This is a genomic window from Fructilactobacillus frigidiflavus (genome assembly GCF_044054575.1).
Taxonomy (GTDB): Bacteria; Bacillota; Bacilli; order Lactobacillales; family Lactobacillaceae; genus Fructilactobacillus; species Fructilactobacillus frigidiflavus.
Map to the genome: position 1 here is coordinate 1,301,378 of NZ_CP168716.1, position 23,156 is coordinate 1,324,533.

A 23,156-nucleotide genomic window follows, 5' to 3' on the forward strand; every position below is an offset into this window, starting at 1 on the left:
CCTGTGAAAGTCTTTTTATTTTAGAAAAATTTAATATCAAATTTTGCCATAAAATCTTCCCCACAACGTAATCGGCTAATATCATTCTTATTTTTAATAAAGCCCGTACTATTTTCGGAGTCCGCAATTCCCCACCAGGGTTCAATACAAACAAAATTTGATTGCAGTGGGTAAGTTGACCAAACCCCAAAGTACTGATTATTATAAGCCGTAACTGCTACCCCATGTTGCGATTTCTTTGATTTAAGGGCGATTGTCGTTTGGGCATGGGCTTGAACATCAAAAATTTTAGCATCATTTTTAAATAATTCGTGACTAACCATGATGGGCTTTCCATTGACATTAAGATTTGCTTGACTAGTAGTGGTTAAACCATTTTGGTTTAGCTGAATGATTGGATAATCTGCTTCTGGACTAATGGTTAATTCATAATCATCATAAGTTTCCTTATCAGGACTGAGTGGCACTTTAAAACCGGGATGAGCCCCAATTGAAAAGTACATGGAATGCTCATCTTGATTAATAACCAACATACTAACTTGTAATGTTTTTCCCACCAAAGTATAGGTAACCAATAATTCAAACTTAAATGGATAAATTTCTAAAGTCTTTGCATTCGCTTGCAATGAAAAGACGACCTCATCATCACTTGCAGTAACAATTTCAAATTCACTGTCACGGGCAAAGCCGTGTTGATACATGGTATAGACAGTCCCATCATAATCATATTCATCATTTTTTAAACGTCCAACCATGGGGAATAAGATAGGGGCATGCCGTTTCCAATGATTTGGATTAGCCTCCCAAATATATTCAAGGCCGTTAGAATCCTTAACGGAGATTAATTCAGCTCCGACTTGATTAAGTTTAACTGTTAAATTTTCATTTTGTAGTGATACAATCATGTCATTCTCCCTGCCAGTAGTTATCTATCACTCTATTTTCCCATGGATAAGCGCCTTTGCAAAGAAAAAACCGAAAATTTAAAAATATCTTAATCAGGATTTTCATCAGCACTTCTTTTGAAAAAATGTTGATAATTTTTTAATAATTTTTCCTTAGTAACGTGGGTATAAATTTGCGTAGTTGATAAATTAGCATGGCCCAATAATTCTTGTACGGTTCTTAAATCAGCCCCATTATTTAACATTTGGGTAGCAAACGTATGCCGCAACATGTGCGGATGAATACTAGTATTTAACCCACTTCTTTTCATAATTTGATTTAAAGCATATTCAATGCCCCGACTAGTAATATGAGATCCATGTTGATCAACAAATAGATACGGATGTTTTTTATCAAATTTTTCCATTAAAACTTTTCGACTTTTAGTCAGGTATTCATTAATCGCTCGATTAGCATAATTTCCAAAGGGAATATAACGCTCTTTATTACCCTTTCCCAGGACTAACATCATATTATTGTCCAAATCAACATCATCTAACATTAAATTAGCACACTCACTAACTCGGATCCCAGTTCCATACAACACTTCCAATAAAGCCGTATTACGATAAGCCAATAAGGGATTTCTAGCAGTTTTAGCTGTTTCAAATAACTTATCTAATTCTTTATCATAAAAGAAACGGGGTAAATGATTTGTGTGTTTCTTGATATTTACATAGACAAAGGGATTATCTTCGACAATTTGATTGTTAACCAAAAAATTATAAAAGGACCGTAAGGATGACATTTTACGTGCAATTGTATTATTGATATCACCAAAATCATGTAGATGACTTAAGTAGATTTCTACGTCAAAACTATCAATTTCACTAAAATTCTTTTCAGTTCCAGAATTGGCTAAGAATTTGGTAAACTCTACTAAATCATCGTGATAAGCTCGAGCCGTTTTATCAGAATACTGCCGCTCATTGACAATATACTTAATAAATAATTGAATTAACTTTTGATTAGCTTGTTTCATTTAAAATCACCTATTTGGTTAAAAAAGACCGTTCTTAAAAGAACCGTCTTTTTTGTTATTTAATTACATCTTCTTCGTAATCGCCTTCCGGACAAACGACTTGCCATCCGCCACGGACCTTCTTATTAACTAAGAAGTGTCCACATTTAGGACAATCACGACCAATTGGTTTATCCCAAGTTACGAAGTCACAGTCAGGATAACGGGAACATCCGTAGAATAAACGATTTTTCTTCGTTTTTCGTTCAATAACTTGGCCTTCATGACACTTAGGACAAGTTACTCCAATTTCCTTAACGATGGTTTGGGTATTCCGACAATCAGGGAAACGAGAACAGGCAAAGAATTTACCATATTTACCCATTTTCACGACCATCGGTGAACCACAGATCTCACAGTTAAAGCCAGCCAAGGGTTCTTTAATTTGAACGTCTTCCATTTCTTTTTCGGCATAATTAACCTCTTTAGAAAATGGTTGATAAAATTCACTGACTAATTGGACCCATCGAAGTTTAGCAGCTTCAATATCATCAAGCTTACCTTCAATATCAGCGGTAAAGTCAACGTTTACAATTTCAGGGAAATATTCCTCGATTAACTTATTAACAATCTCACCTAATTCAGTCGGTACAAACCGCCGTGCATCAAGTTTAACGTAATAACGTTTTTGAATTGTCATTAAAGTTGGAGAATACGTCGATGGACGACCAACTCCATTTTCTTCCAGCGCCTTAATTAACGTTGCTTCTGTATAACGTGCAGGTGGCTGAGTAAAATGTTGATTAGGCACATTACTGTCTAAGGTAACATGATCCCCAACTTCAAGATCAGGTAAAATGTTATCTTTTTCTTTTCCGGCAGAATAGGCCTTTAAATAACCTTCAAAATTAAGCTTTGAACCATTAGCTCGGTACTCTACTCCATTTTGTACTACCTTAACTGTTTCCGTATCAACAATGGCTGGAGTCATTTGACTCGCTACAAACCGAGACCAAATTAAACTATATAGCTTAAATTGATCTTTAGTAAGATACTTTTCAATGCTCTTGGGAGTTCGCATAACCGAAGTTGGACGAACTGCTTCATGAGCATCTTGAGCACCTTCGGGAAGTTTCAACTTCCGCGGATGATTCATCGCGTACTCAGCACCATATTCATCATGAATAAATTGAGCAGCTTCCAATTTTGCCCCGGCAGAAATTCTTGTGGAATCAGTCCGCATATACGTAATTAAACCTTGGCTACCATCTTTACCAACATTAATTCCTTCATATAGTTGTTGGGCAGCCATCATGGTCCGACCAGTTTTAAAATGCAATTTTTTATTAGCATCTTGTTGTAAAGTACTAGTGGTAAACGGACGAGGTGGTTGCCGTTTCTTTTCACGTTTTTTGACATCCGCAATTTCAAACTCGGCTTTTAAATCAAGCTTCTTTAAAATGGCTTGAACGTCATCATTATTCCCTAAATCGGCTTTTTTACCATTTACTCCATAAAATGAAGCCTTGAACTTTGAACGACCCTTTTTGAAAATTGAATCAATTGACCAGTATTCTTCCGGCTTAAACGCTTGAATAGCACGTTCCCGTTGAATAATAATCCACAATGCAACTGATTGAACTCGTCCAGCACTCAGACCCTTCTTCACTTTTTTCCAAAGAATTGGTGAAATTGAATAACCCACCAATCGATCAATAATTCTTCGCGCTTGTTGGGCATCAACTAGGTTCATATCAATGGTCCGCGGATGTTTAAAGGCGTCTTTAACGGTTTCTTTCGTGATTTCGTTAAACGTAACTCGATTTTTGTCCTCAACGTCTAAATTAAGCACGTGGGCAACGTGCCAGGCAATTGCTTCACCCTCACGATCAGGATCAGAAGCAAGAAAGACTTCTTTAGCCTTCTTCGCCTCGGCTTTTAACATTTTAATCGTGTCACCTTTTCCACGAATCGAAATATAGTCAGGTTTAAACTCATCCGGAATATCAATTCCCATTCGACTCTTCGGTAAATCACGAATGTGACCTTTACTTGCTACCACCGTATAGGTTCTCCCTAAGTACTTACTGATGGTTTTTGCTTTAGCTGGTGATTCAACAATCACTAGTTTTTTATTGGTGGCACGTTTTTTTCGCTTAGTTGTTTTCTTTTTACTAGTCGTACTAGTGGCCATTAACTATATCCCTCATTTATTTTTTCTACATATTATAATTTATTTTTTGGATTTGAATTTCTAAATCATCATATTGCAGTTTTTTTATGGTGTCAAATAACAATGCGCCCTAAAACGTCCCTTTCATCGAGGCACGGTTGACAACCAGCCGCAATCAACTCGTTTGAACCGGCAGAATAATGGCTATTTACATTACCAGGTACCGCTAAAATATCACGATTATTTTGTAATGCCAAACTGGCAGTAATTAACGAACCTGATTTAAGCCGGGCTTCCACCACCAATAGTTTTTGCGATAATCCTGCAATAATTCGATTTCGTTCGACAAAATGATGTTTACGTGGGCCCACTCCATAATTATACTCACTCAAAACTAAGTTGTTTTTCATTAAATCTAATTGAATGGTTTGGTTGCTCCGGGGATAAAAACAGTCTAATCCCGTTCCTAGCACGGCAATCGTTTTTCCATGATTAGCTAAAGCAATCTGATGACCTAGGGTATCAACTCCTTCAGCTAATCCAGAGACAATTACATAGTGACTAATTACCGTTTGGCTAAAAATTTTTTTCATTGCTTGAACGGCATATTTAGAACATTTTCGTGACCCTACGACTCCTAAAAGATTAGCTTCTCGCAATAAAGCTAAATTCCCAGCATAAAATAAGATAATTGGGGGTAAATACATTTCTTTTAATTGTTGTGGATAAACATCATCAAAGATTGTAATCCATTGGCGCCGCATCGTATTTGTCACCATAATATTAATTTCTCGACTTAAAAAAGAAACCGCAAACTTTTGATAATTTAAATGCTGATCTCTGAGTAAATTAATAATCATCGCTTGAACTTCTTCAATATCCAACTTACTAATATCTTCATTTTGTAGCCATTGATAGGCTAAGTTCTCACCCTTTAATCCAATTCCCGGACATAATTTAATTCTCAATAACAAACTTCTTTTATCCATTACCAAACACGCTCCATTTTTAGATAGATACGTAATTGGCTTATTTTCCGGTTAAATCCTTAACTGGGGCAAAAGTTATTCGATGAATTTGAGTGGCTCCATAGGTTTTTAAAGCGGCGAGGTGTTTTGACGTTCCATAACCGTCATTATGGCAAAAGTCATACTCAGGATATTGTTGGTGGTACCTCATCATCAAATCATCACGAGTCACTTTAGCTAAAATACTAGCGGCCGCGATTGAATTTGATTTAGCATCACCTTTAATTAATTTTAATTGGGGAATCGGTAAATCAACATCCATTGCATCAATTAACAATTGTTGCGGTTTAACGTCTAAAGATTCAACGGCCTGCTTCATCGCAATGCGGGTTGCTTGATAGATATTAATCTCATCAATCACATGATTATCAATAATTGCATACGCATAACTAATTGCTTGTTCCTTAATTAACTTCACCAATTCACGCCGCTTTTGATCAGTCAATTGCTTGGAATCATTTACTTCAAGTAGCTTAAAATCATGCGGTAGAATTACCGCAGCTGCCACAACTGGACCTGCTAAGGGACCCCGACCAACTTCGTCAATACCGGCAATCTGGTTCAATCCCTGCTTCCAAAATTTATTTTCAATTTCAAATCTTTTAGCGAACGCCGTTTCCAACTCTGTTTGGTGTGAAATTCTTTTCTGCGTCTGCTTAATCAACTTTTGAACACCCTTACGCTCATCATCTTGATACAACGCAAAAAGCGGGTCATGAAGGTCATGAACTCGCATAAATGAAGCTTTAATCTCTTTGATATTCAAGGTTATTCACCTTCAGTTTCAATTTCATCAGGGGAATCCAACGTATACCGCCCTAGCTTACCTTTTCTGACATCATTAATAATTCTTTCTGAAGCCCGTTCGTAGTCGTCGCGCATTCCCAAATTCTCAGTGATTTTAAGCAATAAATCAGGATTACTTAATTCAAAATCAGTTTCATTTAAATGATAACGTTTCATTAACTCATCACGATGAGTTTGTTTGAAAAATTCTAACGCAAAGAGCGCGACGTCATCACTATGAAATGAACTTTCCCGAATTGCACCAGTTAAGGCCAATTTTTCAGCAATTTCTTGCGATTGGAACTTAGGCCATAAAATTCCAGGGGTATCCAATAAAACTAACTTACCATTGGAAGTTAGCCATTGTTGGCCTTTCGTAACTCCGGGACGATTCCCCACTTGAGCTGCCCGCTTACTAACTAATTGATTTAGTAAAGTTGATTTTCCAACGTTCGGAACTCCCACACAGATGGCTTTTAAAGCCTTACGGTCATAGCCTTTTTCTGCCTTGGAATCTAAATAATCCTTTAAAATTCCATCCGCAATGGTTTCAATCTTTTTTCGCACACCATTAACCTTTGAGTCAACTGCAATTGCTCTAATTCCTTGTGACTTGAAGTAGGCAATCCATTTTTTAGTCATGACTGGGTCAGCTAAATCAGCCTTCGTCAGAATCATTAAGCGTGGTTTATCACGACTAATTCTCTTTACTTCTGGGTTAATTGAAGTATATGGAATCCGAGCATCCACTAGTTCAAAAACAATATCAACTAGTTTGATATTTTCTTCAAATTGGCGAATTGCTTTGGCCATATGTCCTGGAAACCATTGAATATTACTTTTCATAATTTCTCCCTTAATCTAAATAAGCTAAATATTTTTGCCATGCTTCATCAAAAATTGTCATGCTTGGTAAATATCCGGTATTTTCTTCAAGGTATTTTGAAATGATTTCAAAATCATCTTCGTGTTTTGGAAATTGCGTATCGAAAAAAGCATTATTCGCAAATTGCGCAACTTCATCATAACTATTCGGATTTCTCTCAGTCATTAAATATTCGTAAAAGCTTTTTCTCATGAGTAATCCTCTTACTTAGCTTTTCGTTGATAGATTTCAAAATGATGCGGAAATTCAGGATTTTTGGCTCCGGGAATTTCTTTAATTAATTTAAAATCATCATAATTAATATCAATTATTTTAGTATCACCGACCACATCTTTATCGATTTTTGTACGATACAAATAATCGGTATAAGGCAAAAGTTCCTGATAAATTGATCTACCACCGACTACAAAAATCATTTCATCGGGAAATTTATTTGTATAACGCAAAAGCTCATCTGTTGAATTAAAAACGGTGACGTTATCAGGAAATTCTGTGGCAGCCCGATGGGTTAGAACTATATTTTTTCGCTTGGGTAATGGCCGACCAAAACTTTTAAACGTGGTATAGCCCGAAATAATTTGATGATTAATTGTAGTTTCCTTAAAAAAAGCCATATCATCCGCAATGTGCCATGGAAGATTTCCATCTTTACCGATTACTTGGTTGGCAGCTTCTGCCCAAATAAATGCTAACATATTAACTCCTTATTAAACTGCAACGGCACCTTTAATGGAACTATGATGCTGATAGTCTTCTACTTTAATATCATCCATATCGTAATCAAAAATACTTTCTTTTTCCGGGTTAAGCCATAATTTAGGCGCTTTGTATGGTGTTCTCGTAAGCTGTTCTTTAATTTGATCAACGTGATTTAAATAAATGTGAGCATCACCTAACGTATGCACAAAATCACCTGGTTCAAGTCCGCATTCTTTGGCAATTAAACTAGTTAATAAGGCATAACTAGCGATGTTAAATGGCACTCCCAAGAAAATATCAGCGCTACGTTGGTATAATTGACAACTTAATTTACCGTCATTGACATAGAACTGGAACATCGTATGACAAGGTGGCAAAGCCATATCATCAACATCCTCTGGATTCCAAGCTGAGACAATCATCCGTCGTGAATCAGGATTTGTTTTAATTGTTTCAATTACCTTTTTAATTTGATCAATGGTTTCACCAGTACTCGTTTTCCATTTTCGCCACTGGCTACCATAAACAAGGCCTAAATCACCAAACTTTTTGGCAAATTCTTCATCTTCAAGAATCATTTGGCAAAATAAAGCTTTTTGGGCTAAATACTGTTTTTTAAATTCCGGGTCTTTTTGCGCTCTCAAACCAAAGTCCGTCATATCAGGTCCAGTATATTCAGCTGAATTAACCCAGCGTTCAAAAGCCCATTCATCCCAAATATGGTTATTATTTTTCAATAAGTAAGCAATGTTAGTGTCACCTCTTAGGAACCACAATAACTCGCTTTTAATTAATCTAAACGGAACGCTTTTAGTGGTTAACAAGGGAAAACCCTTTGATAAATCAAATCTCATTTGTTGCCCAAAATAACTAATCGTCCCAGTTCCCGTTCGATCTTCTTTCTTATGTCCGTTTTCTAACACAAATCTTGCTAAATTTAAATATGCATCTTCTAACATTAAAAAATTCTCCTAGTTATTATTCAGCGAATTCGCTTAAATATTCCCAACGTGAAACTAAATCATCAGATTCCTGGTTCAATTCATCCAATTTACGTTGTAATTCAGCTAATTTATTATAATCTTCGCCATTATGTTGCATTTCTTCAGTAACTTGTTCAATTTCATGTTCGTTTTTTTCGATTTTAGCTTCAATGCCATCAAATTCAATTTTTTCGGCGTAGGTTAACTTAGTTTTGGCCTTCTTTTCCGTAGGCTGACCTTCAGTTTCAACTTGCTTATCTGACTTAGCTTTCGTCTCATGATGAACTTTTTTATCCTTTTTACTGCTTAAATAATCAGTAAAAACGCCATCATATCTTTCAATCTTTGTATTTCCTTCAAAAATCAAAAGACGATCAGCCACTTTATTAAGGAAGTACCGATCATGAGAAACCGTAATCGTGGTTCCATTGAAGTGCTTAATGTAATCTTCTAAGACCGTTAGAGTAGCAATATCAAGGTTATTCGTTGGTTCATCTAAAAGTAACACGTTTGGCTGTTCCATTAATAGTTTTAACAAATAAAGTCGGCGTTTCTCACCACCAGAAAGCTTTCGAATTAAAGTTCCATGCATAAATTTAGGAAATAAAAATTGTTCTAGTAAGTTCGTAACACTAATTTTATTCCCATCCGCATCAACTACGTTTTGCCCAATATCCGTTAAATAACTGATAACCCGTTTGTCTTCTGGAATGGGTTCCATTTGTTGCGTGTAATAGGCCATTTTAACCGTCTCACCAATTTCAATTGAGCCAGCTTGAATTGGTAAAAGACCAGCAATCGCGTTCAAAAGCGAAGACTTCCCGGCTCCATTTTCCCCACTGATTCCAATCCGTTGTCCATTTTGAATTAACAAACTAAAGTCGCGCAAAATTGGTTTATTAGCAATTTCAAGATCAACATGATTAATTTCAATGACTTTTTTACCTAGTCGTTGTTGCCCCATGGCAATATCAAGTTCACCTTCAATTGGGGTACCATCTTTAACTTTATCTTCAAGTTGGTTAAATCGCTCAATTCTGGCATTTTGCTTAGTTGAGCGCGCTTTAGCACCAGTCTTCATCCACTTAAGTTCTTGTTTATACAATTGTTGCTCTTTATGACTAGCCGCTAATTGTTCATCCACTAATTCTGCTTTTTTACCTACATAAGCTTGATAATTACCTGGATATTCGTACAATCCACCAAAAGATAATTCCCAAATATGATTAGACACTTGATCTAAGAAATACCGATCATGAGTAACCACAATCAATGAACCTTTATACTTAGCTAAATATTGTTCAAGCCATTCAATTGAATCAAAGTCTAAATGGTTGGTTGGTTCATCAAGTAACAATAAATCAGGTGATTGAATTAATACTTGCGCTAATCCGACCCGTTTTTGTTGTCCACCAGACATTGAGCCGATCTTTTGATCCATGTCCACAATCTTTAACTGCGTCAAAATGGTTTTAACGCGGCTTTCCGTATTCCAAGCATCATCTTCGTTCATTTTAGCTTCAGCAGCTAGGTAACGACGTTCAAATTCTTGGTTATCTGGATGATTGGAATAGTCATTCAAAGCATCTTCATAATGTCTAATAACCTTAAATACCTTTTGATTTCCCGCAAAAACAGATTCCATCACCGTTAAATCTTCGCGTAAATCAGGTTGTTGTTGTAAATAACCAATCCGATAGGCCTTGGATGTAATGATGTTACCGGTAAAATCATGGTCAGTCCCCGCAATTGCATTAAGCAAGGACGACTTCCCACTTCCATTAGTTCCAATTAACCCAATTCGATCATTTTCGTTAATAATAAAATCAAGGTCCTTAAAAAGAACCTTTTCACCGTAAGTCTTTGTTAATTTGTCTGCTCTTAAAGTTTCTACCATATTTGCCTCAATCTTCGTTTGCCAATGTTTGTGCTTGTTTAATTAATGTTGCTTGATTATTATCGATTTTACCATTAATTACAATTAATTCTAACTCAGAGAGTAGTTTTCCTAACTGGGGACCGGGTTTAAATCCATTTTTAATTAAAATTCCCCCGTTTATTTCTAAGTCGTTTTTTTGTTTAATTGGTAACTTTTCAAAAGCTGCTTTTAAAGCTGGGACCGGTTGCGCTTTATCATAAATTTCCATCACTTGGTTAGCATTCAACAAGTTTTCTAGGCCAATTTGATAGATGACTAAAGGTAGTAATTGATTGGACTGTAACATCTCAATTCCTCGAACCACTTGTAAAACATCATCAATCATCTTATTAGAACATTTCCAAGCTTTCATCATTTTTCTAATTTGCGCTTGATCTAAATTTAGTTCGTTTGCTAACAATGACCAAACTTGAGTTTCGTTAGTTAAATGATTACTCAAATCTAACTTGGAAAGCTGCTTTAATTCTGGAAGATAATCATTAAAAAAAGGAACATATTTGAACAAACCGGTTCCTAAAATTTCTTGCAATCCTCGTGAGGGAGAAAGGCCTAACATCATTTTAATAAATTCCACGTTAATGCGTTCAATGGCAATTTTTTCAAGTAAGTGACAATTGACCTGAATTGCAGCAAAAGTTTCAGCTTCGATTTCAAAATTTAATTGACTACCGAAGCGAACCGCCCGCATCATCCGTAGCGCATCTTCGTTAAAGCGTTGATTAGCATCACCCACCGCGCGAATCAAATGATGGTTTAAATCGTCCCTCCCGTTAAACAAATCAATTACCTCACCATTTTCTTTCATGGCAAACGCATTAATCGTAAAATCACGACGTTTTAAATCTTCTTTTAAAGAGCGAATAAAAGTTACTTTATCAGGCCGCCGAAAGTCTTGATAGCCACTTTCGGTTCTAAACGTGGTAATTTCAAAACCCTGATGATCAAACATCACGGTTACCGTCCCATGCTCAATTCCAGTATCAATCGTTCGTTTAAAGATTTTCTTGATTTCTGCTGGATAAGCAGAGGTTGCCATGTCGACATCATGAATTGGTAAGTTCAATAAAGTGTCACGTACACTTCCCCCCACAAAATAAGCTTCAAATCCATTTTGCTCAATTACTTGAAGGACTTTTCGAGCATCAATAAATTCTGACGGTAAGTTTTCGATTTTCATTTTATCTCCCTCTTTCATTAGTCTATTAAAGTTATTATACCTTAAAAAAACAACCTAAAATTAAGATTCAGGCTGTTCTTCTAGTTTATTTAGCTTCTAAATCATCCAACATGTAAACCATTTCGTCATCATCTGGAACTAATTTAACGTATTGCTTTAACAAAGTAATTGTTTCATTAACGTTACCATTTTCCCGTAAAAAGAAAATATAATTTTTCAAAAAGTCAGGATTATCTTTTAAATCAATGGCTGCTTTTTGATAATTTTCATTTGCTTGCTTGAAATCATCTAAGTGATCATAAGAAATTGCTAAATCCCAGTATAATTGTGGGACTAAATTATTATCTGCTAAATAAGATGATAAGAAATCAACATCTTTTTCAAAATCACCATTTTTAACATAAATTTCCGACAACTTAGTGACTACTTCCATATTATCTGGGTTAACTTGATTACCTTTTTCTAGATATTGCGTAGTTAGATCCATTTTACCTAATTTAGCTGCGATATCAGCTGCTTTAAGGTATAAAGTAACGTTATACTCATCAACCCCTAAGCCTTCTTGATAGGTTCTTAAAGCGTCATCTGGCTTATCATCTTTTTCAAAGGCTTCCCCTAAATAAATATAGAGAGAAGCATATTGATTATCAGTATCTCGTAACATTTCAAATAATTCAATTGCCTTTGCATAATTGCCTAATTGTAAATAAGTAAAACCAGTTTCAAATAATACATCCGGGGTCATATCAATTGGTTTAATTTGTTCTAGGTAGCCAATCGCATTTTCAAAATTTCCGACATGTGCGTATGATACCCCTAGACGCTCAACTAAATTAACATTTGAAATCGATAATTGTCCTTGCTTAATCAAATTAAGGTAAATTTTAATGGCACTTTCGTACTTACCTTCTGAATAATAAAGTTCCGCTAAAGCAAATTTTACGATTGGTTCATCAGGAGCTAGCTTTTCCGCTTCTAAAAGCTTATGCTCACTTACTACAAACAAATCTTGCGTTTGATATAAATCAGCCTCTACCATTAAAGCATTAATATAATAACTTGAGTCAGGTTTAATTTCGTTTAATACCGCTAAAGCTCCATCAGTATCATCATTGGCAATTAAGATATCCGCAATATAGGTTCTAATTTCATCTTCATCAGGATATTTTTTTAATAATTGACGATAGATTTTTAAAGCATCATCAGAAAAGCCCAATGAATAGAGCTCTTCTGCTAAGGAAAAGAGTAAATCGTCATTATCTTGTTCCATTGCATTGTTTAAATGGGTTTGATAGGCCGTTAAATCATTATTTTGTAAGGCTTCTAGTGCTTTTTCTGAATTACTCATCAAAGATCCTCTTTTCTAATAAAAAAACCAGCTCGCTTAAGCGAACCGGTTTTAACTGTCAAATTATTTAACAGCATCCTTTAAAGCTTTACCAGGTTTAAAGGCAGGTACTTTACTTGCAGGGATTTCAATTTCCTTACCAGTTTGTGGGTTACGTCCTTTACGGGCAGCACGTTGGCGTACTTCGAAACTACCAAAACCGATTAATTGAACACGTTCGCCTTTAGCAAGTTGATCTTGGATTGCTTCAAATACAGCATCTAAAGCTGCAGTAGCATCCTTTTTAGTTAAACCAGTTGTTTTTGCAACATCATCTACTAATTCTGCTTTGTTGGCCATGAGTGATTCACCTCCTGATAAATGTTCAGATGAACATCAACTTATAAGCTCCTAAAACTATGTATCGGAACTATGGAAATAATCGAAAGACTATCTCGTACTTAAAGATATCATACCAAAAATACGATTGCAACGCTATTTCAGTGAATTATTTCAACAATTCTGATTTTTTAATTTTAAGATAAACTTATTTACGACTTCTAGGAATTATTCTAATTGGCGTACCTGTGAAGTCAAAATTCTTTCGAATTTGATTTTCAAGGTATCGACGATATGAAAAATGTAATAACTCGGGATCATTAACAAATAGAACAATTGCTGGTGGTTGAGTTGCCACTTGAGTAGCATAATAAATTCTAAGTTTCCGAGTTTTAATGGTTGGCGTTGGGGTAATTGCCACAGCATCCATAATAACTTCGTTAAGAGCGGATGAACTAATCCGTTTCTTATGATTTGTATTAACTTGTTCAATTAAATCAGGTAATTGAGCCAAACGTTGTTTTGTTTTTGCTGAAACAAAGATAATTGGCGCATAAGCGAGATATTGAAATTCAGCGCGAATCGCAGCTTCAAATTGTTGTTGACTATGATTATCCTTTTTAAGGGCATCCCATTTGTTAACAACAATAATTACCCCTCGTCCAGCTTCATGAGCGTAACCAGCCACTCGTTTATCTTGTTCCCTAATTCCTTCTTCAGCGTTAAGGACAACTAAAACTACATCACTTTCATCAATGGCCTTCATTGCGCGCATTACACTATATTTTTCGGTCTTTTCGTAAACTTTACCACGTTTTCTAATTCCAGCCGTGTCAACAATCGTAAATTCTTGTCCGTCATGAACAAACTTAGAATCAATTGCATCACGTGTCGTTCCCGCAACGTCAGAAACAATTACTCGGTTATCACCTAAAAAGGCATTTACTAATGAAGATTTACCAACATTAGGACGTCCAATTAGACTGAAGCGAATACTATCATCAGGTTCTTCTTCCGGTGCTTCAGGGAAGTTTTTAATCACTTCATCCAACATATCACCTAAACCAAGACCATGTGCTCCAGAAATTGGATATGGATCACCAAAGCCTAATGAATAAAAGTCATAAATATCAGCACGACTTTCAAAATTATCAATTTTATTAACGGCTAAAACAACCGGTTTATTTGAACGATATAGAATTTGTGCAACCCGTTCATCGGCATCAGTAATTCCTTGCTTACCATTTACCATAAAGATTATGACATCAGCTTCATCAATCGCAATTTCTGCTTGAGCTGTAATTTGTTTGATAAAGGGTTGATCAGATACTTCAATCCCCCCGGTATCGATTAAATTGAAATTATGTCCTAACCATTCTCCATGAGAATAAATTCGATCTCTAGTAACGCCAGGAGTATCTTCGACAATCGAAATTCTTTCCCCTGCAATTCGATTGAAAATTGTTGATTTACCAACGTTTGGTCGTCCAACAATTGCAACAGTAGGTTGTACCATATTATTCACCTCTCCTTCTAAAATAAAAAAATCCCTCAAATTAATGAAGGATTTTTTTATGAAAAACTATTCTTCTGAATCGTTATCAATGTCTTTTCCTAAAATATCACCTAAAGTAAAACCACTTTCTTCTTCAGGAGCATTTGTAGTTGAGTTATCATCTACATTCTTTTTAGGAGCCTTCTTGTTTTCTTCTTTAGGAGCTTCTTCCAAGGCTTTCATTGATAAAGCTAAACGGTGTTCTTCAGGATCAACTGAAAGAACTTTAACTTGAATCTTTTCACCAGATTTAAGTACATCGCTTGGCTTGTCAATATGCTTGTGTGAAATTTGTGAGATGTGAACTAATCCTTCAACACCTGGGAAAACTTCAACGAATGCACCAAAGTCAACAAGACGTTTAACAGTTCCGTCTAATACACTACCAACGGCAGCTTTTTCTTCGATATCGTCCCAAGGACCTGGTTGTAATTGTTTGATTGATAGTGAGATACGGTCACGTTCTGGTTCAATTGCAAGAACCTTAACTTTAACATCTTCACCAACTTTAAGTACATCACTTGGTTTGCTTACGTGATCGTAAGAAATTTCAGAAACGTGAACTAATCCATCGATTCCACCAAGGTCAACAAAAGCACCAAAGTTAGTTAAACGAGCAACTTTACCTTCAACAACATCGCCAACTTCAAGGTTACCCATGATTTTTTCTCTTGCTTCTTTACGATCTTTTTCAGCAACAGCACGATGTGAAAGAATTAAACGATTATCTTCAGGAACAACTTCAACAATCTTAACTTCTAATTCTGCACCTTTGTATTGGTTTAAATCACTAACAAAATGATCAGTGATCATTGATGCTGGGATAAATCCACGAACACCATCAGCATTAACTACTAAACCACCACGTACTGGACGGGTAACTTTAACATTAATGTTTTCACCTTTATCAGCTTTTTCTTTAATTTCATCCCAAACTTTAAGTGCTTCGAGACGACGGATTGAAAGAAGGTAACTACCACCTTCTTTGTCATCACCGATTTTTGAGATTACGACAACTTTAACGCTGTCTCCAACTTTGTATTTATCAGTTGGTTTGTCTTCCATGGTAGCAGATACTTCTTTACTTGGGATAACACCTTCAACACCGGCGCCATCAATCCCTACCATTAATTGTAAATCGTTATCAACTGCTAAAATTTCACCAGTAACAACGTCACCTACATTAACTTCTTTAATATTATCAAGTGCATCTAATAATTGTTTGTTTTCATTTTCACTCATCAAACATTTCCTCCTTGAAACTACTCTACTATCATTTTATCTTATATAGCCACAAAATACCAGTAAAATAACACTGTTAGCCTAATTATTTTTTTGTTTTTGGATTTTAGCTTTGATTAAGGCCGAAATTTTATCCGCTACTTGATCAATTGATAGTGATGTCGTATCGATTTCAATTGCATCAGCTGATTTCTTTAATGGTGAAACTTTTCGATGTGAGTCTTTATAATCACGGACTTCAATTTCTTTTTTCAGTTCTACTAGACTAACCTTAATTCCCTTTTTTTGATTCTCTAAATAGCGACGTTCTGCGCGTTCTTCTACACTAGCAATTAAGAATATTTTTAAATCAGCATCAGGAAGTACGGTGGTTCCAATATCACGTCCATCCATAATCACACCACCATCTTTGGCAATTTCTTGTTGGCGTTTAACTAAATCGTGCCGGATTGATGGTAATGCTGCAACTGTCGAAACATTATTAGTAACTTCTTCAGATCTAATTTTTTCGGTTACTTCTTCACCGTCAACAAAAACATGTTGAACTGGATTACCAGGAGTAAAGGTAATTTTCGTTTTATGTAGCAATTCAACAATCTTCGTTTCATCATGTAAATCAATGTGATTTTGAATTGCTTTATACGTAATTGATCGGTACATGGCTCCCGTATCAACATAAATATAATTAAATTTTTTAGCTACAATTTTAGCTACTGTACTTTTTCCAGCCGAAGCTGGCCCATCAATCGCTACTTGTAATCCATTCTTGTGCATTTTATCAATCCCTATAATTTTTATTTAATTCTTAGCCTTTGTCCTGGGGTAATCACGCTGTTGTCATTCAATCCATTCAATGCTTGCAATTGACTAACACTGATTCCTGCATTTTTAGCTACGCGATAAATCCCTTCACTTTGATTGACCGTCGTATATTTAGCATCATCAGTTGAACTTTGGTTTGAATCTTCTGATGAAGTTTGCGAAGTGCTTGAATCACTAGTTTGCTGATTATCATCTTTAGTAGCAGATACTTTGGATTCGTTATGTTTTTGCTTGTCAGTCTTATGATTATGCTTAGGTTTAGTAACCTTTTTAGCTTTTTTTTGAGTACTAGGTTGACTCTGTTGGATACTACTTTGTTTTGACATGCCAAATGCTAATGAAAAAATAGCAATTAAAGCCACAATTGAAATCAAAACAGCTAAGATAAGTTTGAAATTCCCCTTTTGTTTTCTTAGTTCAACTCTAGAGAGGTTTCCATCTTGATTACGATCATCGGAAAAAGTATCATCCCAAGGCTTTTTATCTTCGTTTTTATCCATGTAATTCTATCCTCCAAATCAATATTTATTCCAATTATATCATTTTACCTTTTTAAAATAATTGATTAATAATAGTTTTCCAATTGTTTGCTTTTCTAGCTTGCTTCTCAACTAGATAGTCATAGGGTTTTAGATTAATATTTGCTTGGTTAAGGTTACAGCAAATCTCAGTATGATCATCGAATTTTTCATCAAAATTGGCTAACAAAAGTTTTCTGCGACAACCTTCACAATTAATGTAATCAATCAGTTTATCTAGTTCTTTAAGTTTCAGAGTCGTCTCATTCTTAAAAATTAGTTTAATTTGATTTTCAGAATAACCATGTTGAAAATAAAAGTCTAATAATCGTTTTATTTGTTCTTCAATGTATTGATACTTATGATTAACATAATTTTTATAGTCTCGCTCGGTAGGAAGCGAATTTTCGATTAAATTCTGTGTAATTTGCTCGTCACCAGTAGCATAAAGCAAAATTGCAATACTAGGTTGACCGTTTCTTCCCGCTCGTCCAATTTCTTGCATGTAACTTTCTAGGTCCTGGGGCAAATGATAATGAATGACAAATTTAATATCTGATTTATCAATTCCCATCCCAAAAGCATTCGTAGCACAAATCACATCTAGTTCATTATCCATGAACTGATGTTGAATTTTAAAACGATCCTCATTGCTTAAATCAGCATGATAAGGAGCTGCTTTCAGCTTAGTTTTAGCATTAATCATATCAGCCATTAAATTGGCCATCCGCTTACTCGAAAAATAAACAATCCCTGGACCCTTTAATTCTGATAAGGTATCTAACAAGTATTCCTGCTTATCTAATTCGTTTTCAGTTTGATGGACACCTAAAAAAATGTTCGGCCGGTTGACTGATTCAATCACACTTTCATAATGACTGATACCAAGCTTTTTTATAATATCAGTTTGGACTTTTTTCGAAGCTGTAGCAGTTAGCATTAAGGTTTGAGGATTACCTAGTCTTTTTAAATTATTTTTCAAGCTTAAATAATCGGGTCTAAAATCCACTCCCCACTTTGAAATACAATGTGCCTCATCAATCACAAACAGTCCCAGCTTAATTCTTGCTAAACTTTTAATTATATCGGGCTGATTTAACATTTCAGGCGAAATAAAGATGTATCGATAATGCTTGATGTTCGCTAATATTTTTTGGCGTTCTTGCCAATTATATTCGGAATTAATTGCTACAACTTGTGATGAACCTTGATAACGAATTCTTTCGACTTGATCATTCATTAAAGATAGTAATGGCGAAACAATCACAACTGGTTGATTAATTAAGTAACTATAAAGTTGATAAATTAAACTTTTTCCTGCTCCAGTGGGTAAAATGGCTAAAACATTTTCCCCCGCTTGTAAAGCTTCAAGCGTTTCTGCTTGTCCAGGGTGAAAAGTATTAAACCCAAATCGTTGTTTTAATAATTGATTAGCGTTAATTTTAATCACCCATTTCTACTTTAGTTAAATAGATTTCCACGAGCCGAAACTGAAAAAAAGATAAGTTTGTAGCCACAGCTAAACTCTCATATTTCCAACTGTCAATATTACTACCTAACTCCTGTTTTAAAGCATCAATTTGTGATTGTTCAATAAAATCAGAGTACGGAAACTTATTAATTGGAAAATAAATTGCTAGCTCTAAAAAATGTTCGAAAATCGTTGATTCTTTTAATCGACGATTTTGAGCAACTTTATTTAAGTCATGACTAATCAAATATTGTTTTAAAGTCAAAAGAGCACTTTCGCTAATTGCAGCGTGTTGTAACCCCTCTAATAACGGTAAAATAACGGAATTTTCTTTATGCTTAACAAAATCGATTAAATTACTAATAACTTCCAAATCACTTAAATATACCTCAATTAGTGATTCATGCTCATCGCTTGCAATTTGAAACAAAGCCTTTCCATTATTTTGAAAACCAACTAGTTCATTTGCAAAAAGATTAGCAAGCTGATCGTTTTTAAGCCCAGAAAAAAATTCTAATAATTCATTTTTCAAATTATTACTAATGCTTGTTTTATCAATCATTTTAAAATAATACTTCACAAAACCCATTTCACTGTCTGGAACATTAACTGGATAGTAATTCCGTTGCTGATGTTGATATTCTGAAATGACTTGAATAAACAGTAGTAACCGATTTTTAAAGCGCATAAAATTAACTGTTTGAAAATTACGTTGCCACTTAAAATTCGAATAATGGTTTAAAATTTCATTTTTTAACCCTATTCCTTGCTCAGTTAACACATAAGCTTGATTATCATCGAGTTTCACTAGCTGTTTTTTCTCTAAAACTCTAAAATTTAATTTAACTACTCCAAGATAACGTCCCATGCCTAAATAACCCAGAAGCTGATACCTTAAAGCCCAATAAATAGTAGCAACCGTTTTTTTACCAGCTAGTAAATTTTCTAATAGTCTTTTTCTTCTAGGCTGCTGGGAATCTAGTAAAAATAACGCGACTTCTTCATTAAGCTTCATTACATCTATCAGCTCATTTCTTAATCATCTACTAGTTCAAACAAATCTCTAATTTCTCGTTTTCTTAAAGGACGCCATTTACCAACTTCTAAATTATCAAGCGTAATTCCGGCAAACGAAATTCGTTTTAATTTTTCAACTGGATGGCCAATTGAACTCATCATTTTTTTAACCTCATGATTTCGTCCTTCATGGATAGTTAATTCAACTAGTGAATTTCCCCCTTCTTCACCGACTTTTTTAATCACTTTAGCTTCGGTGGGAGCACTCTTCAAGTTCCGTTCCAATCTAACTCCTTTACGAAGTTGGTTCAGATCTTTTTCATCAGGAATTCCATCGACTTTTGCTACGTATACTTTATCAACTTGATGTTTGGGATGCGTCAATTTGAAGTCTAATGAACCATCGTTCGTCATCAATAAAACTCCACTAGTATCATAATCTAACCGACCAACTGGATAAATTCTTTCGGAAACTTTATGTTTAAAAAAGTCTAGGACGGTTTTTCGGTCTTTTTCGTCGTCTGATGATGTAATGATTCCCCGAGGTTTATTTAAGACAAAATAAACTAATTCTTCCCGTTTGATGGGGGTATGATCAACTTCAATCTGATCATTAGCGTTAACTTTTACGCCTAAAGTATTGACTACCTTACCATTTACCCGAACATGTCCGGTTTCAATTAACTTTTCACAAGCTCGACGAGATGCAACCCCTGCATGTGCCATTACTTTTTGTAATCTATCACTCATTACTTACCTCATTTTCTAATAAACCAATCTTTTGGTTAAAAATTTCCTCTTTGTTTTGACTAAATGTTTCATTTTCTTTTAATTCTGGTAATTGATCAAGTTCATTCAACCCAAACGCCTTTAAAAATAAATCAGTAGTACCATACAATGACGGTGTTCCTGGTTCATCCGCTTTACCCTTTACCATTATGAGACCTAGGTTTAATAAGTTTCGAATTGAAACGGAACTATTAATTCCACGAACTTCATCGACCATAATTCTAGTCAAAGGTTGTTTGTACGCAATAATCGTTAAGGTCTCTAGAGCTGCTTGACTTAACAAATTTTCATCTGTTTTTGTATACTTTTGAATTAAAGGATTGTATTCACGCTTAGTGACTAGTTGAAAAAAGTTTCCCGTTTGCGTAATTTTTAGTGCCGACTGGCGTGTTTCATATTCTTTTTGTAACTTGAGCACGTTTTCGCGAATGGCCGCTTTAGGCGCTTTTGTCAATTCTTCTAATTTTTTTAATGAAATGCCCTTATCTCCTGAAACATAAATTAAGGCCTCAATTTCTTTAATTAACATTGCTTAAACACCCTTTATTATAATGTCATCAGTCAGATTCGTTTGCATAACTACCACATTTTTTTGTTTAACTAATGTCAACAAAGCTAAAAAATCAGTAATTAACTCCTCCAGTGGTGCATCATTATCAAATAAATCTAAAAATTTAATTTCATGTTTTTGATTATTGCTAAGTTTATGTTTGATTATTTCCATTTGATTTGGAATTTCATAATCCCATTCATCAATTTTTTCTGCTGGACTAGTTTGTTTCAAAGCTTGTCTTCTCATCAACTTTTTCCAAGCATCTTTCAATAAATTAATTTGAAATTCATCGTTTTTAATCGATATTTCATTTCGATTAAGATAAACGCTGCGTGAATGAAGTTGATTTCTTTCGCGTTCCTTTTGTTTCAAAATTGCTGCTGCACGTTTATATTTTTTATACTCAATTAATTGCGTAACTAAGTCTTCTCTTGGATCTTCTTCAATTTCTTGCTCAGTTTCTTCGGCTAACAACATTTGTGACTTAATCTTCATTAAATTAGCCGCCATTACAAAAAAATCACCCGCAATTTCAATGTTTAAGGTTTTCATTTTGTGTAATGATTCAACGTACTGAGCAGTAATATCCTTGATATCAATATCATAAATATCCATCTTGGCTTGTTTAATCAAATGGAGTAAAAGTTCTAAAGGGCCATCAAAATCATTCAGATGAATTTTAATTTCATCGTTGTTCATTATTGCGCTCCCATTTAGTAATAATATTTTTATTCGTCAAGGTTCCGATAATTTGTTTATCAGGATAAATTTTTTGTAAATTATCTAAAACATGAAAAATATTAAACATGGTATTCACATCAGGTGTTAAAGTAATCCGTCGTAATAAAATAAAACCCTGCTTTTCTTCAATCCCGATTACTCCAGCCCAATTATTAAACTGATCTTTCCAAATGAAAAGATTTCGATTTTCGGTCGTACAATACCAATCAACTTCCTGTTTTAAATACTCTAGATTACTTCGATCTTGTGATAGTGATAAAATCCCCAGCACAATTTTTTCATAATCTTTTTGATATCGATATAACATAAACCTTCTCCTATGCTCTTGGATGATATTTACGATATTCTGCTCTCAAGTGCTCATGCGAGACATGGGTATAAATTTGGGTAGTTGAAATGTCAGAATGGCCTAATAACTCTTGTACGGTCCGTAAATCAGCACCATTTTCTAATAAATGAGTCGCAAAGGTATGCCGTAGTGTATGAGGAGTAACTGCTTTATGAATATCAGCAGCGGCAACGTACCCTTTAATTTTTTTCCAAACACTTTGACGACTAATTCCGGTCCCATGAGCATTTAAAAATACGTATTTTGAACTTCTTTTTTTCAACAAAACGGGACGAACCTGTTGAAGATACTTATTTAGCCAGTTAATGGCTACATCATCGATAGGGACAATTCTTTCTTTGTCACCTTTCCCAATGGTTTGAATTAAATTCATTTCCAAATGTAAGTCAGCTAATTTTAAATTAACTAATTCAGAAACCCGTAATCCAGTCGCATAGAGAACCTCGAGCATCGTTCGGTCCCGAATTCCATATTTATTAGTGACATCTGGAATTTTCATTAGTTTTGCTACCTCATTATCGTTTAACACTGCTGGTAAATGAGATCCCTTTTTAGGCGTATCAATTCGGTTCATTGGATTTTCGTCAATTTGATTAAATCGTTTCAAATATTGAAAAAATTTTCGCAAAGTAGAGACTAGTCTAATAATTGAATTACGCGCTTTCCCGTCATTTTTTTCAAATTCCAAATAACTTAAAATTGTATACTGATCAATACTAGCAAAGCTTTCATAATGATGAGTCTCTAAATAAGTTTTAAACTGTTTTAAATCTTGTTGGTAACTTTTAATTGAATTATCGGATAAGCCCCGTTCAACTAATAAATAATGTAAATAATCATTAATTTGATTTTGCAT

Annotated in this window: 24 protein-coding genes; all 24 read right to left on the reverse strand. The window is 34.8% G+C overall.

The genetic code is table 11. From position 1 onward, the window contains the following. Window positions 1-20 precede the first annotated feature (20 nt). A complete protein-coding gene (locus tag ACEPSS_RS06540) occupies window positions 21-905 on the reverse strand; it encodes an aldose 1-epimerase family protein (protein ID WP_395318485.1) in 885 nt (294 codons plus the stop codon). A gap of 89 nt (window positions 906-994) precedes the next feature. After that, the gene (gene xerC, locus ACEPSS_RS06545; RefSeq protein WP_395318487.1) at window positions 995-1,927 is read right to left on the reverse strand and encodes a tyrosine recombinase XerC; all 933 of its coding nucleotides are present in this window, start codon (window positions 1,925-1,927) and stop codon (window positions 995-997) included. A 55-nt stretch (window positions 1,928-1,982) separates the two neighbouring features. Next, the gene (topA, locus tag ACEPSS_RS06550; protein WP_395318489.1) at window positions 1,983-4,100 is read right to left on the reverse strand and encodes a type I DNA topoisomerase; all 2,118 of its coding nucleotides are present in this window, start codon (window positions 4,098-4,100) and stop codon (window positions 1,983-1,985) included. Between the two features lie 92 nt (window positions 4,101-4,192). Continuing rightward, the gene (gene dprA / locus ACEPSS_RS06555) at window positions 4,193-5,068 is read right to left on the reverse strand and encodes a DNA-processing protein DprA (RefSeq protein WP_395318490.1); all 876 of its coding nucleotides are present in this window, start codon (window positions 5,066-5,068) and stop codon (window positions 4,193-4,195) included. Between the two features lie 40 nt (window positions 5,069-5,108). Next, window positions 5,109-5,873: a ribonuclease HII gene (locus ACEPSS_RS06560; protein ID WP_395318492.1), complete on the reverse strand. Its 765-nt coding sequence runs from the start codon at window positions 5,871-5,873 to the stop codon at window positions 5,109-5,111. A gap of 2 nt (window positions 5,874-5,875) precedes the next feature. Next, window positions 5,876-6,739, reverse strand: a complete 864-nt coding sequence (gene ylqF, locus ACEPSS_RS06565; RefSeq protein ID WP_395318494.1) for a ribosome biogenesis GTPase YlqF — start codon at window positions 6,737-6,739, stop codon at window positions 5,876-5,878. A 10-nt stretch (window positions 6,740-6,749) separates the two neighbouring features. Then, window positions 6,750-6,971, reverse strand: a complete 222-nt coding sequence (locus ACEPSS_RS06570) for a YozE family protein (RefSeq protein WP_395318495.1) — start codon at window positions 6,969-6,971, stop codon at window positions 6,750-6,752. An 11-nt stretch (window positions 6,972-6,982) separates the two neighbouring features. After that, window positions 6,983-7,474 carry a dihydrofolate reductase gene (locus tag ACEPSS_RS06575; protein WP_395318497.1) on the reverse strand — a complete coding sequence of 164 codons (492 nt, stop codon included), beginning with the start codon at window positions 7,472-7,474 and terminating at the stop codon, window positions 6,983-6,985. Window positions 7,475-7,486: 12 nt separating this feature from the next. Then, complete coding sequence (locus ACEPSS_RS06580) at window positions 7,487-8,437, reverse strand: thymidylate synthase (protein WP_395318499.1); 951 nt, start codon at window positions 8,435-8,437, stop codon at window positions 7,487-7,489. A 19-nt stretch (window positions 8,438-8,456) separates the two neighbouring features. Continuing rightward, entirely contained in the window at window positions 8,457-10,358 is a 1,902-nt protein-coding gene (locus ACEPSS_RS06585; protein WP_395318501.1) for an ABC-F family ATP-binding cassette domain-containing protein, read from the reverse strand. A gap of 7 nt (window positions 10,359-10,365) precedes the next feature. Beyond that, window positions 10,366-11,577 (reverse strand): CCA tRNA nucleotidyltransferase, encoded by a 1,212-nt coding sequence (locus ACEPSS_RS06590; RefSeq protein ID WP_395318503.1) that lies wholly within the window; start codon window positions 11,575-11,577, stop codon window positions 10,366-10,368. 85 nt (window positions 11,578-11,662) lie between these two features. Next, window positions 11,663-12,925, reverse strand: coding sequence for a tetratricopeptide repeat protein (locus tag ACEPSS_RS06595; RefSeq protein ID WP_395318505.1), 1,263 nt, complete (start codon window positions 12,923-12,925; stop codon window positions 11,663-11,665). Window positions 12,926-12,988: 63 nt separating this feature from the next. Beyond that, the gene (locus ACEPSS_RS06600) at window positions 12,989-13,264 is read right to left on the reverse strand and encodes an HU family DNA-binding protein (protein ID WP_014082025.1); all 276 of its coding nucleotides are present in this window, start codon (window positions 13,262-13,264) and stop codon (window positions 12,989-12,991) included. A gap of 187 nt (window positions 13,265-13,451) precedes the next feature. Continuing rightward, window positions 13,452-14,759, reverse strand: coding sequence for a ribosome biogenesis GTPase Der (gene der, locus ACEPSS_RS06605; RefSeq protein WP_395318507.1), 1,308 nt, complete (start codon window positions 14,757-14,759; stop codon window positions 13,452-13,454). A gap of 66 nt (window positions 14,760-14,825) precedes the next feature. After that, on the reverse strand, window positions 14,826-16,040 hold the full coding sequence (gene rpsA / locus ACEPSS_RS06610) for a 30S ribosomal protein S1 (RefSeq protein ID WP_395318509.1): 1,215 nt from the start codon (window positions 16,038-16,040) through the stop codon (window positions 14,826-14,828). A gap of 81 nt (window positions 16,041-16,121) precedes the next feature. After that, the gene (gene cmk / locus ACEPSS_RS06615; RefSeq protein ID WP_395318511.1) at window positions 16,122-16,814 is read right to left on the reverse strand and encodes a (d)CMP kinase; all 693 of its coding nucleotides are present in this window, start codon (window positions 16,812-16,814) and stop codon (window positions 16,122-16,124) included. A 20-nt stretch (window positions 16,815-16,834) separates the two neighbouring features. Then, window positions 16,835-17,362: an SAG1386/EF1546 family surface-associated protein gene (locus tag ACEPSS_RS06620; protein ID WP_395318512.1), complete on the reverse strand. Its 528-nt coding sequence runs from the start codon at window positions 17,360-17,362 to the stop codon at window positions 16,835-16,837. A 52-nt stretch (window positions 17,363-17,414) separates the two neighbouring features. Next, window positions 17,415-18,830 carry a RecQ family ATP-dependent DNA helicase gene (locus ACEPSS_RS06625; protein ID WP_395318514.1) on the reverse strand — a complete coding sequence of 472 codons (1,416 nt, stop codon included), beginning with the start codon at window positions 18,828-18,830 and terminating at the stop codon, window positions 17,415-17,417. Further along, the gene (locus ACEPSS_RS06630) at window positions 18,823-19,866 is read right to left on the reverse strand and encodes a helix-turn-helix domain-containing protein (protein ID WP_395318516.1); all 1,044 of its coding nucleotides are present in this window, start codon (window positions 19,864-19,866) and stop codon (window positions 18,823-18,825) included. Before ACEPSS_RS06630 ends, ACEPSS_RS06625 begins: the two co-directional genes overlap by 8 nt. Before the next feature lie 20 nt (window positions 19,867-19,886). Beyond that, the gene (locus ACEPSS_RS06635; RefSeq protein ID WP_395318517.1) at window positions 19,887-20,618 is read right to left on the reverse strand and encodes a pseudouridine synthase; all 732 of its coding nucleotides are present in this window, start codon (window positions 20,616-20,618) and stop codon (window positions 19,887-19,889) included. Further along, a complete protein-coding gene (scpB, locus tag ACEPSS_RS06640) occupies window positions 20,611-21,186 on the reverse strand; it encodes an SMC-Scp complex subunit ScpB (protein ID WP_395318519.1) in 576 nt (191 codons plus the stop codon). The genes ACEPSS_RS06635 and scpB overlap by 8 nt, the downstream gene beginning before the upstream one ends. A 3-nt stretch (window positions 21,187-21,189) precedes the next feature. Next, the gene (locus ACEPSS_RS06645; RefSeq protein WP_395318521.1) at window positions 21,190-21,909 is read right to left on the reverse strand and encodes a segregation and condensation protein A; all 720 of its coding nucleotides are present in this window, start codon (window positions 21,907-21,909) and stop codon (window positions 21,190-21,192) included. Next, on the reverse strand, window positions 21,896-22,258 hold the full coding sequence (locus tag ACEPSS_RS06650; RefSeq protein ID WP_395318523.1) for a riboflavin biosynthesis protein RibT: 363 nt from the start codon (window positions 22,256-22,258) through the stop codon (window positions 21,896-21,898). The genes ACEPSS_RS06645 and ACEPSS_RS06650 overlap by 14 nt, the downstream gene beginning before the upstream one ends. A gap of 10 nt (window positions 22,259-22,268) precedes the next feature. Next, a complete protein-coding gene (gene xerD, locus ACEPSS_RS06655; RefSeq protein ID WP_395318525.1) occupies window positions 22,269-23,156 on the reverse strand; it encodes a site-specific tyrosine recombinase XerD in 888 nt (295 codons plus the stop codon).

What these genes read in the sequence shown, in the direction of transcription:
- ACEPSS_RS06540 (WP_395318485.1), bottom strand. Translation starts at nt 905, where the DNA reads ATGATTGTATCACTACAAAATGAAAATTTAACAGTTAAACTTAATCAA.
- xerC (WP_395318487.1), bottom strand. Translation starts at nt 1,927, where the DNA reads ATGAAACAAGCTAATCAAAAGTTAATTCAATTATTTATTAAGTATATT.
- topA (WP_395318489.1), bottom strand. Translation starts at nt 4,100, where the DNA reads ATGGCCACTAGTACGACTAGTAAAAAGAAAACAACTAAGCGAAAAAAA.
- dprA (WP_395318490.1), bottom strand. Translation starts at nt 5,068, where the DNA reads ATGGATAAAAGAAGTTTGTTATTGAGAATTAAATTATGTCCGGGAATT.
- ylqF (WP_395318494.1), bottom strand. Translation starts at nt 6,739, where the DNA reads ATGAAAAGTAATATTCAATGGTTTCCAGGACATATGGCCAAAGCAATT.
- ACEPSS_RS06570 (WP_395318495.1), bottom strand. Translation starts at nt 6,971, where the DNA reads ATGAGAAAAAGCTTTTACGAATATTTAATGACTGAGAGAAATCCGAAT.
- ACEPSS_RS06575 (WP_395318497.1), bottom strand. Translation starts at nt 7,474, where the DNA reads ATGTTAGCATTTATTTGGGCAGAAGCTGCCAACCAAGTAATCGGTAAA.
- ACEPSS_RS06580 (WP_395318499.1), bottom strand. Translation starts at nt 8,437, where the DNA reads ATGTTAGAAGATGCATATTTAAATTTAGCAAGATTTGTGTTAGAAAAC.
- ACEPSS_RS06585 (WP_395318501.1), bottom strand. Translation starts at nt 10,358, where the DNA reads ATGGTAGAAACTTTAAGAGCAGACAAATTAACAAAGACTTACGGTGAA.
- ACEPSS_RS06590 (WP_395318503.1), bottom strand. Translation starts at nt 11,577, where the DNA reads ATGAAAATCGAAAACTTACCGTCAGAATTTATTGATGCTCGAAAAGTC.
- ACEPSS_RS06595 (WP_395318505.1), bottom strand. Translation starts at nt 12,925, where the DNA reads ATGAGTAATTCAGAAAAAGCACTAGAAGCCTTACAAAATAATGATTTA.
- ACEPSS_RS06600 (WP_014082025.1), bottom strand. Translation starts at nt 13,264, where the DNA reads ATGGCCAACAAAGCAGAATTAGTAGATGATGTTGCAAAAACAACTGGT.
- der (WP_395318507.1), bottom strand. Translation starts at nt 14,759, where the DNA reads ATGGTACAACCTACTGTTGCAATTGTTGGACGACCAAACGTTGGTAAA.
- rpsA (WP_395318509.1), bottom strand. Translation starts at nt 16,040, where the DNA reads ATGAGTGAAAATGAAAACAAACAATTATTAGATGCACTTGATAATATT.
- cmk (WP_395318511.1), bottom strand. Translation starts at nt 16,814, where the DNA reads ATGCACAAGAATGGATTACAAGTAGCGATTGATGGGCCAGCTTCGGCT.
- ACEPSS_RS06620 (WP_395318512.1), bottom strand. Translation starts at nt 17,362, where the DNA reads ATGGATAAAAACGAAGATAAAAAGCCTTGGGATGATACTTTTTCCGAT.
- ACEPSS_RS06630 (WP_395318516.1), bottom strand. Translation starts at nt 19,866, where the DNA reads ATGAAGCTTAATGAAGAAGTCGCGTTATTTTTACTAGATTCCCAGCAG.
- ACEPSS_RS06635 (WP_395318517.1), bottom strand. Translation starts at nt 20,618, where the DNA reads ATGAGTGATAGATTACAAAAAGTAATGGCACATGCAGGGGTTGCATCT.
- scpB (WP_395318519.1), bottom strand. Translation starts at nt 21,186, where the DNA reads ATGTTAATTAAAGAAATTGAGGCCTTAATTTATGTTTCAGGAGATAAG.
- ACEPSS_RS06645 (WP_395318521.1), bottom strand. Translation starts at nt 21,909, where the DNA reads ATGAACAACGATGAAATTAAAATTCATCTGAATGATTTTGATGGCCCT.
- ACEPSS_RS06650 (WP_395318523.1), bottom strand. Translation starts at nt 22,258, where the DNA reads ATGTTATATCGATATCAAAAAGATTATGAAAAAATTGTGCTGGGGATT.
- xerD (WP_395318525.1), bottom strand. Translation starts at nt 23,156, where the DNA reads ATGCAAAATCAAATTAATGATTATTTACATTATTTATTAGTTGAACGG.